This is a genomic window from Bradyrhizobium sp. ARR65 (genome assembly GCF_000472385.1).
GTDB lineage: Bacteria > Pseudomonadota > Alphaproteobacteria > Rhizobiales > Xanthobacteraceae > Bradyrhizobium.
In genome coordinates this window covers 214,270-225,834 of sequence record NZ_AWZU01000007.1, presented here as the reverse complement: position 1 = coordinate 225,834, position 11,565 = coordinate 214,270, and the positions used below count along the sequence as shown (strand labels likewise).

Sequence of the window (11,565 nt, the reverse complement as noted above, 5' to 3'; positions counted from 1 at the left end):
AAAACGCTTCTGAGCCCGAATGATCACGCGCTGCTGCTGATCGACCATCAATCGCAAATGGCTTTCAACACGAAGTCGATTGACATCACCATCTTGCGCACGAATGTTGCGATACTCGCTCACGCGGCGAAGAGCTTCAAAGTCCCGACGATCATCACGACGATTTTGAAGGATGCCTTCCGCAGGTCCGCTGTTCGGTGAAATCACCGATGTCTTTCCGAATGCGGACGTCGCCGACCGAACCACCTCGAACGGCAGAAGGTGAAATCACCGGAATCGACCGGCAGAATCACTTCGGTTCTACGGATGCGAAACTGCTTATCCTTCCCAATGTCCGATAGGCATCGCGGTGCGAGAGACTTTTCAATCTGGCTTGCCCGGTTGTTGCCATAACGCGCGCGGATCGTTGCCGCCATCTCCGGTCCGCCACCAGCGGGACGATGAAACAGGATCGTAGCCAGATTTGCGCGTGGAACTCTCACGAGCTGGCACGAAGGCGCCGGCATCGTCGGATCATCCGCGAAAAACCTTCCAACCTGAGGAGCGGAGCCAGATAACCGGCGAACAGATTGCCCTTGTTTTCAAGATCGAGCTCGAACCCCTCCGTCGGAAAGATGGTTGCACAGCCTCTTGTCCCGCTCTGGTCATGTGCAAATGAGATGGCAGACCTCTTGAGAATGAAAAGTCCCCCGATGCGCCCCTTCGCTTCGCGGACGACCCATAATCCATCAGTGTTGCGCCCGATGAAGAAGGCGGGGATAGACCCGCTAATGACGTTCGGGTCCAAAAGTCCAAACTCTACAGCAGGCGTGTCGGCCTGACTGGTTGGCGAAACGTTGAACCGGATTCCGCGCAGGTCATCACGCCGCGAGTGGATGTGCTTGACCGCCGAGGCGGCGTGCTGCATCCGTCTGCTGACAAAGGCGTCGAGCATCGCGCGGCAAGCATCTGGAAGTTTCCTGATCTGCTCCCAGACTTGCGCGCTGCGGTAGGTGTTCACAGTGGTGCCCATCGCGGCCTCCTCACGAGTCCCACCTCTATGATGTGCCGATGAGCATAGGAATGCGAGACGGCTCGTGATGGTCCGGCATAGGGACGGTATAAAGACTGGGCAGGCGATTGGCGGGTCGTCGCCCTTATGCGACGGCTATGCAGGAACCCAGCGAACCGTCTCGATTTCCTATGCGTGCTTGTCCATCCTCATCCAATGACAGGTCTGGCCATGGAACACGAAGATGGCGCACTACCTTATCCATGAGGGCAAATATCCTGGCTCGTCTTACGGCGGCGAGGGTGAACAGCAGCTGCGCGGCTATCGATTTGGCCGAGGCTGCAGGAAATACAGTCCAGGTGCATCCGCGCCCAATCGCGCGAGCTGCTATTTGAGAGATCTGATTCGGTCGATCGCAGATGCAAAGCTGCGTCGCATACGACGTGAGCTGGAGCTTCGGGGCGTACGGCTCGAAGGGCCGAACGATGTGTGGATCGCCAGTTCTCTGCGTGAAGGCGATAGACGCAAGTGGGTCAGGGCGGTGCTATGACGGTACTCTCGCGATTGGCCGCAGACGTTCGTTCGCTTTCACGTAAGGCCATTTCCATGCTGCTGCAGTTTCTGTTTCCATCCTGGTACGAAGCGGAGAAGTACCAGCCACAGAAGCATTACATGCGTGGTCCTGGACCGAAATGGCGCGCCAAACATCTTGCAAACGGGGGCTCGTCTCGGAAGAGCTGAACCCATGTCACTGCCTGCGCCGGACTAGGCGCTGCGGCGCGACGGCAGGCCCCGCGTTCGCCATGGAGCACTGTAAGCCCTTGACCGCTTGGTGGAAATCCGCTCCGGCTGTCCGATCTTCAAGACAGCTGTAAGGGCGCGCTTCAGAAGAGAATCGTCAACTCGCGCGAGGTATTGGTGCAGCAGTGTTTCAGCGCCAACTTCATTCGAGTCCTGAATAGCCTCGCATAACTCTGTGTAGGTCCGCCGGAAGTCGAAATCCGACCGATCATCCTGCGGGCTGCCGAGCCTATCGATTGCATTGGCGATCGCGAGCACGCCGAGCCGATCGGCATTGTCCCGCGTCAGGGCGAAGCGCAGAATTGCCAAATGCCAGGAGCGCAACGTCCTGGAGTGCCACTCGGTGGGATCTTGCTGATCCATTATGATTGCCCCTCTGGCGACCATCACAAAGAGGTATCAGGCTTGAGCGGCCCGGCCAGATCGTCATCGATCACGGCGATAGCCTTGGCGAGCGTAGCTTTGGCGGGGTCATCCAAGGGCACGATCGGCAGACGCGTGCCGGGATCCATCAGGCCGAGCAAGCTCAACGCATATTTTACGCCGGCCGGGGTGTCGTTCGAAACGCAGCACTCCAGCGGAACCAGCGTCTTCTGAAGGTATCTCGCGATCTGCAGCCGCCCCAGCCTCAGGTTGGCAAAAATGGCCTGGCACAGGTCCGGCGTCACATTCGAGATGATCGAAATGCTGGCATCGCCGCCTTCGGCAAGATAGGTCAATGCTGTTGCATCGTTTCCGGACATCAGCCGAAAATTCTGTGGCAGCATAGAACGCAACCGCATGGGACGGGTAACATCGCCTGCCCCGTCCCTCAATCCGATGAATTGTTTGGTTTCAGCCAGCCGTATAAGCGTGTCGTCAGCCAACTCCCGGACGGTCCGCGCAGGGATGTCGTGCAGGATTATCGGTAATTCAGTCGAATCCGCGATCGCCCAGAAGTGCGCGTAGAGGCCATTCTGCATCGGCTTGTTATAGTAAGGTACGACCGAAAGAACCGCATCGGCGCCGGCTGCTTCCGCGCGTCGTGTCAATTCAATGGCGCGACTGGTGCAGTTCGAGCCTGCGCCCGCAATGATCCGCACTCGGCCGCTTGCGATCTCGACCGCCGCGCGGATGATCATGTCCCGCTCAGCCGTTGAAAGGGTCGAGGCTTCCCCGGCAGTCTCGCAGACCACCACGGCGGAAGCGCCAGCGGCGATCTGGCGCTCGCAAAGTCGCCCCAAGGCTCGCAGATCGACGCGGTCTGCGTGATCAAACGGAGTTGGGAGATCAGATATGTAACCCGTCAGCCAGGCGGTCGCGGTTAGCGGCGAGATCACGCTGCAGGTTCCATTTGAGCGAAGCCTTGCCGATCGGCGGAAAGCACAAGTCCGCGACGGCACCTCACGCCAGCTTCAATCCGAAAGCCCAGCTGGTGCAGCTTGTGTCGTATCTCAATCGCGAGCTTGCCTTCGCGAGACTCGATCAGAATTGCGACAGCCGAATTCGTGCTGAGAAACGGCGAAGCCTGGGCAAGCGCCGCCACCGGATTCTCGCCTGTGACCAGACCGATCGCATGCTGCCGCCTCGGAGCGGGACATGTCACAGGGGTGGAGACCCGACAGAATCCGCGCCGCCGCAGCGCGAGATATAGCTCCATGCTTTCGCTACCAGTAACGATAATTCCACGTAGACTGGAAGGGCGCGTGAGCGCGATCATGGTGTCGACGACCTGCTCCTGGTCCAATGCGAAACAAGGCTCGGCCATTGCGGTCTCCTGAATTTGCGCGGTCGCATCAGGTCACGCGTCAAGCTCGATTTCGCGTGACAGTTCGATGATCGTTTCGAGATGGCGGCCGTTCTCGAAAGAGCGTATTTGATAGCTTCGGCGCGGTTGACGAACAGGCCGCCAAACAAGCCGTTCTGTTCGCGGGCAATCCAGTTGCCACGCCGGTCCCTGCCGATAAGGATAACGTTGGATACAGCAGGGCTACACGAGGGAGGTTCGACAGGCTTCACGGTCATAGTCCTGCCAGAGAATTCGATATGTACGCTCTTCAGCGACCGTCGCGATCCGTTCTCGACGATCTTTGAAAGATTGTCGGCACGAAGCCGCGTCACTTGACGGCTTTCAATATCGGTCCAGTCGGATATGAAATCGATTGCGAAGGCATGCCCATCTCATAAGAGCCGCATAAGGTCTCCTCTGGCTTCATGTGGAACGCATTCCTTGTCAGGGCCGTCCAATGCGCGGCCGCAGCCATGCCATGATCACATCGTGCGGCGGCCGCCTGCTGCGAGGCAGATGGTGCCGTTGCAGAGCCGTTTGCGCAAAAGCGCTCGCTTGCTGAATTGATTGTCGCTTCTCGCGGGCAAGTGATGTCCACTCACGAATAATCGCGCGGCGCGGGTTGGACTTTGCCATCTGGATTCTCCTTGAGAGTGCGGCGGCGAGACAGTGCGCAACGGGCTCCCGCCGCCATCCCCCATTCCCTTTGGGCTAATACCGTTATGCCGCCTTCGTGAGCGGAGTGTCTCGCTGTGCCCGCGCCGAGAGTGCACAGCCGCAGTCATGCACGGTCGCCTGCTCGATGACGTAGCCGCGCTTCTCGAGTGAGGCGCGGAGGCTTTGATTGGCCGCAGGCTTCTGGGCATCGACCCAGACCACCAGGACCCCGGCCGGACAAAGAAACCTGCCGAGCCAGTCCAGCGTCGTCTCAAGATCGGGGAGGCTCCGTCGTCGCCAATCAATCAATGCAACATCGTATTGACAGGCGGGACGACCGCAGCTTCCGGTCGATGCCGCTCCGACGTAGCCGCGCCGATGCAGCTCAATCATCATCTCGGTGCTCTTTGATCCGGCCACGAGGATGCGGTGCTGCGTCGAGCAGTGCGCGAGCGCGATCATCGGATCAATAATTCTGTCGCCAGTAGCGACCCTAGAGGTAGCCATGACATCACCTATACTCGTTACCCTTCCATTCTCGCGAATCCAGGCCGATTGCGCTTTGGAAAGGGCGCTGCGCATCGAAGCCGCGGAACGTCCGATGCTTTGGTGCGCCCGCGGATGTTTCAATCGCTATCGTAGGCTGGAGAGTGTTTGACTCATGCGCGCAATATGCATGGGATCGCATATGAATTCGAGAGAGGCGCAGGACCGATCGTATATTCGCCGCATAGAATTGCGGCGACGTCAGAGTGCAGATGCGTGCGCGAAAATGTTGATCAGGGAAAACATGGCCGCGTAACCGACCATGTCATCCCAATGATTGAGAGTTGATCCGAATGGCCGTTCTCGTCTGACAGCAGCAACGACCGAACTGACGATCATAGCCATCCAGGTCAGCGTGCCAAGGCTTCGGGCAAACCCAATGCTGCTGAACGCGGCAGCGCTCACCAGGATGATTGTAGTCGCCGCAAACCGGATCAGGACCCGACCGGATCCGAGTTGCGGCAGATGGTGAGGCTGCGCCAAAGGTTCGAAGCTCCGACGACGAAAGATAGACGGCTTACGCGAAATTATCGCAGCAAAGGGGAATGGAGTCTGAGCTCAGTTTGCCGGACGCTATGCGAACGCTTGTGCCGCTTGACGCGGTAGCGGTCGCAGCTTCGATAAGTGCGGACAGGATCGCCAGGGCGAGGTCCGGATGCCGGGCCTCGATCGATTGATTGAGCCAGTCAGGAAGTTCTCGCTGGCGCGAGAGCGCGCAGTGCCATTGGCCGGCGATGCGCCGGAGCTGCCAGAGGGGCAGCTCCAAGTCGATCAGCGCCAGCGCGGCGTCGGTCCAGGCGTGGGCCTCTGCCAAGTGCTTAAGGCGCAGCACCTTTACGCTGCGCCCCTGAAACGGAGCGCGCCGGCAGATGACATCAAGAATTTCCTTCATCAGTCCGGGCGTCACATCATCGGCAGCGCGCAGCTTCTCACTGAGAGCCAATGAGGCGCAGTTTTCAGAGGCAAGTCGCATGGCCGGTTCACGCACGAGGTCGTGGCTCAGGTAAGAGCGTTGACTCAAGAGAATGGCGCAAAGCGGATTTAAAAGCGATACGAACCAAAGAGCCCAGGCATAAACGCGGCATAAAGTGCCGCTCGCTCGACGTTGGTTCCGGGCTCCTTTATGGGATTCAAATAGCTTTCCATCCGCAGGTTTCTCGAAAACATAGGCGCGAAGTGGCAATGAACGCAGAATTACGGCGAGGGGCAGGATCGCCGAATGATCCGCCATTGATGTATCGCAAGATGCCTTGCCGAAATGCGCAGGAAGCGTTCGCAAGGTGGCAAACAAGGTGCGCATCACAGGGCAGCTGATAGAGGCACCCACCGGCGCGCATTGCGGGCGGATCATTTTGACGGTAGCGTCGAGGATATCTTCGATCTGCAGGACGAAGTCACCAGGAAGGTTATCGGACCGATCTCGCCGAAGCTTGAACAGGCCGAAATCGAACGTGCCAAGCGCAAGCCGACCGAAAGGTTGGCCACTCACGACTATTTTCTGCGTGGTATGGCCAATATCTATCAAGTCAGGAGACAGGCCAACTTCGAGGCTCTGCAGAACTTTCAATGGGCGATCGGCACGGACGAAAATTTTGCAACGGCCTACGGGATGTGCGGCTATTGTTACGTCTGGCGGAAGGCAAATGGCTGGGCAAGCGATCGGGAAGGAGAAGCCGCCGAAGCGGAACGATTCGCCCGCACTGCGGCACGATACGGTGTGAATGATCCGGTGGCCCTTGCTCATGCCGGCTACGCTCTTACCTAAGTGGTTGGAGCCCTCGACGATGGCGCTGCTCTGATCGAGCGTGCGCTCGTGCTCAATGGCATCTTGGCGCCGGCATGGCGATTTAGCGGATGGGTTAGTGTCTTTCTTGGCGAGCCGGACCGTGCGATTGATCATTTGCAGCGCGCGATGCGCCTGAGCCCGCTCGATCTGCTCATCTTCATCGTGCAAACCGGCGTAGTGCTGGCTCACTTCTTTGGCGGGCGCTACGGAGAAGCGCTGTCCTGGGCCCATAGAGCCTTGAGACACAGCCACAACTATGTGACGGCAACTATAATGACCGCAGTGAGTGCGGCACGGGGCTGCGCTTCAGCATCCAGGCCAGTGCGATCTGGCCGGGCTTTGCGCCCTTTTCCTTGGCAAGCCTGTCGACCGCGCCGCCAGGCTTCGCAAGATCGCCCGCCGCGAGCGGATACCAGGGGATGAAGCCGATCCCGTTCGCCTCGCAATAGTCGAGTACGGCCTCGTCAGCTCGGTCAGCAAAAACTCGCGTTCGTCAACGCGCACGCCGATCGGCGGACGACAAGCCCCGACCGCCTGGTGAGGCCAGCATCGCCCTTTGTTGTTCAGGCGGGGACGGTCATTCCCGCTGCTCTCATCACGGGAATCCGGTCTGACTTGCCGGGACAGATCACGGCGCAAGTGACAGAAGCGGTATTCGATACTCCGACCGGGCGTGTCAGGCTAATTCCGCAAAGAGTGCGGCTGATAGGGACCTACGATACAGAGGTCGCATTTGGGCAGTCACGTGTGCTCCTGGTCTGGACCCGGCTCATCATGCCGAATGGGCGCTCGATCGTGTTGGAGCGGCAGCCCGGCGCGGATGTCGCGGGATATTCCGGCCTTGAGGACGAGGTCGATTACAATTGGAAAGAGTTACCCGGAGCAGCGGCGCTATCGACGCTGCTCACCGTCGGGACTGAGGTGAACTCGGGGACGGACGTTAACAATACCAACAGCGCCATCATTCAGGCGCTGCGGCGTGGGGCAGGGGACTCCCTTAATCAGACCGGTCAACAAGTTGTTCGCCGCAATCTCAACATTCAGCCGACATTGACCATTCGACCGGGATTTAAAGTGCGGTGTTGATCGCGATCTCGCGCTCGAGCCGTACCGAGAATGACAAAAATGGCAAAGCTGAGGATAACAGGGCTGACCGAGGATAAACCGGTAAAGGTCACGCTTGAAGTGCCCGCAAGTGTTCACCGCGATCTTGTCGCATATGCGAAATCCTGGGACAGCAAAGCGCCCACCCGATCAGCGATCCCATCAAGCTGATTGCACCGATGCTCGCACGATTCATGGCGACGGATCGAGCGTTTGTGAGGTCACGAAAGTTGCGTCAGCAAGCGAACAAATAATCCGCATAGAGGTAATCCGACGAGACCTTCCGGCGAGCTCGCCAACCCATGAACCTTCACCCGGAAGCGGATCACACTTAGCGATCTTGGCACCAAACTAGACTTGGTTGCCGTCGACTGTTGGAGGACCGATTATCGCACGTGCACTCCCTTTTCCGTGTCGCGCCGACAACGGCTCCGTATTGCCAAAGTGGTCGGCTCTGGAGGCGAGCGCCATAAACCTTCGTATCGTTCCTGGCCCCATTTGGATCAGCGGCGATTACCCACGTTCAATTGATCCGCTGATCGCAATCGACTTAGGTTTTATGCGTTGGAAGAGCGCACGGGGTTCATAGGTGCGACTGTGAGAAGGATGATCGACGAACACGTCGATAGTCGCCAAGCGGAGAAGACAATGCCGAACAGCTACGAGAGCCTTAGATCTAGCGGAACCGCGCGATGCGCAATTTGTCATGGCAAGTTTGGTCTCGTCCGGCACTACTCGTGGCGAACCCCGCTCTGTTCCAAGAAGTGCGTCGATTGCTTCACGGCTCGCAGGGAAAGTGACCGCAATTGGGCGGGCTGGTTCGAAATCGCGTTCGATCGGCTGACCGAGAACCGCACGGGGGCGCTATGACGGTCCAGATCTCACCACGAGGCAAGGAATATTTGGAGACGGCACCGACCTTGCTCCGCGCTGCCCAAACCATGACTGACTCAGTGATTGCGGGTCAGCTTAAGGCCCTTGCCGACGACTATCAGCGCCGAGCGGAGAAAGCTTCGCATGCTGATGCGCAAAAGGAATCTGCGCGGTCGTCTGGTAGCGTTGAACGCGCGTGGCGTACGTGACCTGATGGGCAGGTTCATAGGGCACCACGTAAGAAAATGCCTGGTATCGTTGGGACGGCCGGCCTAGTCGCGAGCTTCTATCGCTTCGACAGCATCTTCCGGCCGACTGATCCAGTAAGCGAGCAGCAGGACAAGGCACCCATGGTCAGTAGCGCCAATCACAGCGAAGGGGTTCTCCAGTCGTGATCAAAATCATCGCCGTGCTCTGCAGTCTCTCCTCTCCAGAAAATTGCCATGAGCAGACCGTCACTACCTCGGATTTCGCTGACGTTTCGATGCAGTCCTGCCTGATGGGGGCGCCGCAGCTCGCCGAGTGGATGAAGCAGCATCCGGCTGAGCGCCTGGCCGCGTGGCGATGCGTGGTTGGGAAACAGGATGGCAGCGCAGCTTAGATGTAATGCAGCTTTTCCTGACGCTTTGAATTACTTAATCGCAATGGCGGGACTACTGGCCGGGTCCCTTCGAACGCCACCAAGGCCTGTCAATCGACCAAGTCCCTTGCTACGATCTGGCCCCTTGCCAAGATTCCGACCCGGTCGTTCTGATCGAAGACACAAGAGAGCTTCAGTGTAAGGCTCGGGGGCCTTGCGGAAGGTCATCCAGAAAGCCGTTGTCTTGGTCCCGGGAACATGGCTCTGCCAGTTTGCATTGGCGCGACAGAGCGCTCGCTGGGATCGCTCCAAATAGTCAGATTGAGGCGGAGCAGCTGGACGCCTCATTTTGGGCAATCGGTACTGTGGAGTCCTATAGAGGCCGGCGCAGCAGCCAGTCGCGCAGCGAGACCGCAAGTGCTGTCAGGGCTAGGAATGTTAAGGAAAACCAGATGATCGCATATTGCAGGTGATGGTCGACGAAATACACGTGAAGCGGTCCGGGTTTCGGAACGCCACTCGCCGGCACCGGCGTCTCCAGATCGATATAGAACGGCGCGACTTCACCCCATCCGAGGGCCTGCGCCATCGCGAGATGATCGCGGCTGAACCACAGCCGCTTGTCATTCTCCAGGTTAGGCGTAAGCGCACCAGCCGGTTCAGGGAAGCGAATGTAGCCGGTCATCACGACGGGCTTGTATGTGATGAGCTGGGCCATCGCGGGATCCTGTTGGTCTCGGTCCAGCCTCGCGTTTGGCACGAATCCCGCGTTGATCGCTACGATTTCGCCAGTCGGCAGTCGCCCGGGAATGAACGCCCACGTGCCCGGACCTGAAATATCGGTGCGCTCGGGGGAGGCGGAACTGTAGACCATTGCATCCAGGCGGGGTTCATAGGTTGTGCTAAAGTTGACGCGCCGGAATTCGTCGCTCGCTGCGCTCAGGGAGTGCCACTGCGACGGATCGGGCAAAGGTACGGACGCCGTGCGAAGACGTTCACCCAGCGCCTCAACGAGCGTGCGCTCCTCGATCCGACGCTGCAGTTGCCAGATGCCCAAGCCCATAAACAGCGCCGCCATCGCTATCGTCAACATGGCGACGCGCCTGCTACCGTGTTGTCTGACGGTGTCAGTCATCGTAGGGCTCCAAGTCTCTTGCACTCCAATCGCCCGCCCTCGGGGAACATCGGACGAGATCGCTTGATCCGGTCCGCCAAGTCTCCGCGAAATGCCGAAGTCAAGCTGTGTCATGCAGCCGGATGCACGGAATCACCGGCGGGCGGCGCCTCTGGCAAGCCTTCGTGTACGTCGAGACGCGAGGGATTGCTTCTGTCGAGGATGGCTTTCGCCCGGGCCATTTCTTCGGCCGTGCCATGCGCCATAACCAGAAATCCGTCGGCCTTCAGGGCTGTCTCGTAGTCGAGCACGCTGTCTTTCGGGATTCCGATGCTGTAAAGCGCCGCCCCCAACGCGCTCAGACCTCCGACTAGCACCGCGCTTTCGATGGCGGAGACGATCACCGCGGCCAGGTATCCAAGGACTACGACAGGCCCCACCCCGGTGACGGTCACGAAGATGCCCCCAAAGAGCAACCCCCACAAACCGCCCCAGAATGCGCCGTACTTGCCCCAGAACTTGACCCGATCGCCTGTGTTATAGAATCTAACCACCTTTTCTTCGCTATGATAGCCCTTGCCGACTAGAGTGAGTTTCTTCATATCGAAGCCGGCCTCGGCCAATTTCCTTATGCCGGTCTCGGCGCCCGGATGATCGGTGAAGACGGCGATAATGGCGTCGTTCTGTGGCATTTGTTTCTCCTTCCGATCCGTGGAGTCCGTCGCGGTGGAAGAAGCTTATGGAACGAAAGCGAGAAGCTGAATCATCCAGGTGGTTGTTCGCGTGGCATCCTTGTATAAGGGCTCGAAACAAAGGTTCGATCTCAGGCCGCGGATGAACAGATTCCCAACGTGGAGCAGGAGAAGCCAAAGAGCAGGCCGAGCGAGCGGTCAGCGACACCAGTCGAAAATTGCGATGACTTAAGAGCGTTTGCGTCAAAGGGGATTCGCAAACTTGTAGCTCCGCGCTGTCTACCTACTTGACCTCCTGGGGCGCATGAAAGGAGCAAGAGACATGCGAACTTCTTTTGTAATTGTCGCAGCCACATTGATCACTGCTTCCGCAGCCTCCGCACAGAGCGCTAGCTCGGCTAGCACACCGCCCTCCGGTTCGGACTCTCAGCAGAGCTCGATTCAGAATCAGGCGCCGATCGGAACCAACATCCAGAAGAATCTGCAGGCAGCCGGCTTCACGAACATTCAAGTCATGCCGAGCTCGTTTTTGGTACGTGCGAAAGACCAGGATGGAAATCCTGTGATGATGGTCGTCAATCCGGATTCAGTAACGGCCATTACCGAGGTCGATCAAACGACAGGCCCGGCGCGCCAAGCTTCAAAACCGTAGA

Annotated in this window: 11 protein-coding genes and 4 pseudogenes; 4 read left to right on the top strand and 11 right to left on the bottom strand. The window is 58.5% G+C overall.

Annotation, left to right across the window (positions count from 1 at the left end; all coding sequences use genetic code 11):
* The 9 genes and pseudogenes from F758_RS51700 to F758_RS47510 all read right to left on the bottom strand — a co-directional run.
* A partial coding sequence (locus F758_RS51700; protein ID WP_245286461.1) for a hypothetical protein occupies positions 1-207 on the bottom strand: 207 nt, incomplete at its 3' end.
* A 271-nt stretch (positions 208-478) separates the two neighbouring features.
* Positions 479-1,012, bottom strand: a complete 534-nt coding sequence (locus F758_RS46410; protein WP_024507992.1) for a hypothetical protein — start codon at positions 1,010-1,012, stop codon at positions 479-481.
* 744 nt (positions 1,013-1,756) lie between these two features.
* Positions 1,757-2,155, bottom strand: a complete 399-nt coding sequence (locus F758_RS0111410; RefSeq protein WP_157449953.1) for a hypothetical protein — start codon at positions 2,153-2,155, stop codon at positions 1,757-1,759.
* Positions 2,156-2,178: 23 nt separating this feature from the next.
* The gene (gene dapA / locus F758_RS0111405) at positions 2,179-3,111 is read right to left on the bottom strand and encodes a 4-hydroxy-tetrahydrodipicolinate synthase (RefSeq protein WP_024507990.1); all 933 of its coding nucleotides are present in this window, start codon (positions 3,109-3,111) and stop codon (positions 2,179-2,181) included.
* On the bottom strand, positions 3,108-3,539 hold the full coding sequence (locus tag F758_RS0111400; RefSeq protein ID WP_024507989.1) for a hypothetical protein: 432 nt from the start codon (positions 3,537-3,539) through the stop codon (positions 3,108-3,110). The genes dapA and F758_RS0111400 overlap by 4 nt, the downstream gene beginning before the upstream one ends.
* Before the next feature lie 33 nt (positions 3,540-3,572).
* A pseudogene (locus F758_RS51695) lies at positions 3,573-3,790 on the bottom strand (hypothetical protein).
* Positions 3,791-4,280: 490 nt separating this feature from the next.
* A complete protein-coding gene (locus F758_RS0111395; protein WP_157449952.1) occupies positions 4,281-4,799 on the bottom strand; it encodes a hypothetical protein in 519 nt (172 codons plus the stop codon).
* A 481-nt stretch (positions 4,800-5,280) separates the two neighbouring features.
* Positions 5,281-6,738, bottom strand: coding sequence for a hypothetical protein (locus F758_RS49435; RefSeq protein ID WP_157449951.1), 1,458 nt, complete (start codon positions 6,736-6,738; stop codon positions 5,281-5,283).
* A 103-nt stretch (positions 6,739-6,841) separates the two neighbouring features.
* Positions 6,842-7,024, bottom strand: a pseudogene (locus F758_RS47510) (aldo/keto reductase); the annotation flags it as partial.
* Here F758_RS47510 and F758_RS43655 point away from each other — a divergent pair.
* The 3 genes and pseudogenes from F758_RS43655 to F758_RS0111355 form a co-directional block, all read left to right on the top strand.
* Positions 7,015-7,669 (top strand): annotated as a pseudogene (locus F758_RS43655) (TraB/TrbI/VirB10 family type IV secretion system protein); the annotation flags it as partial. The pseudogenes F758_RS47510 and F758_RS43655 sit on opposite strands and share 10 nt — an antisense overlap.
* A gap of 5 nt (positions 7,670-7,674) precedes the next feature.
* A pseudogene (locus tag F758_RS47505) lies at positions 7,675-7,907 on the top strand (DUF2274 domain-containing protein).
* 1,010 nt (positions 7,908-8,917) lie between these two features.
* Entirely contained in the window at positions 8,918-9,127 is a 210-nt protein-coding gene (locus F758_RS0111355; RefSeq protein WP_024507982.1) for a hypothetical protein, read from the top strand.
* A 352-nt stretch (positions 9,128-9,479) separates the two neighbouring features.
* On the opposite strand, the gene F758_RS0111350 is transcribed toward F758_RS0111355, so the two are convergent.
* Complete coding sequence (locus tag F758_RS0111350) at positions 9,480-10,241, bottom strand: SURF1 family protein (protein ID WP_024507981.1); 762 nt, start codon at positions 10,239-10,241, stop codon at positions 9,480-9,482.
* Positions 10,242-10,351: 110 nt separating this feature from the next.
* Positions 10,352-10,912 carry a hypothetical protein gene (locus F758_RS0111345; RefSeq protein WP_024507980.1) on the bottom strand — a complete coding sequence of 187 codons (561 nt, stop codon included), beginning with the start codon at positions 10,910-10,912 and terminating at the stop codon, positions 10,352-10,354.
* 322 nt (positions 10,913-11,234) lie between these two features.
* On the opposite strand from F758_RS0111345, the gene F758_RS0111340 reads away from it, so the two are divergent.
* Positions 11,235-11,564: a hypothetical protein gene (locus F758_RS0111340; RefSeq protein WP_157449950.1), complete on the top strand. Its 330-nt coding sequence runs from the start codon at positions 11,235-11,237 to the stop codon at positions 11,562-11,564.
* Position 11,565 lies beyond the last annotated feature (1 nt).

Bases quoted from the DNA above. Each gene is read 5' to 3' on its own strand.
- F758_RS0111340 (WP_157449950.1), top strand. From the start codon at position 11,235: ATGCGAACTTCTTTTGTAATTGTCGCAGCCACATTGATCACTGCTTCC.
- F758_RS46410 (WP_024507992.1), bottom strand. From the start codon at position 1,012: ATGGGCACCACTGTGAACACCTACCGCAGCGCGCAAGTCTGGGAGCAG.
- F758_RS0111345 (WP_024507980.1), bottom strand. From the start codon at position 10,912: ATGCCACAGAACGACGCCATTATCGCCGTCTTCACCGATCATCCGGGC.
- F758_RS0111410 (WP_157449953.1), bottom strand. From the start codon at position 2,155: ATGGATCAGCAAGATCCCACCGAGTGGCACTCCAGGACGTTGCGCTCC.
- F758_RS0111395 (WP_157449952.1), bottom strand. From the start codon at position 4,799: ATGCGCAGCGCCCTTTCCAAAGCGCAATCGGCCTGGATTCGCGAGAAT.
- F758_RS0111400 (WP_024507989.1), bottom strand. From the start codon at position 3,539: ATGGCCGAGCCTTGTTTCGCATTGGACCAGGAGCAGGTCGTCGACACC.
- F758_RS0111350 (WP_024507981.1), bottom strand. From the start codon at position 10,241: ATGACTGACACCGTCAGACAACACGGTAGCAGGCGCGTCGCCATGTTG.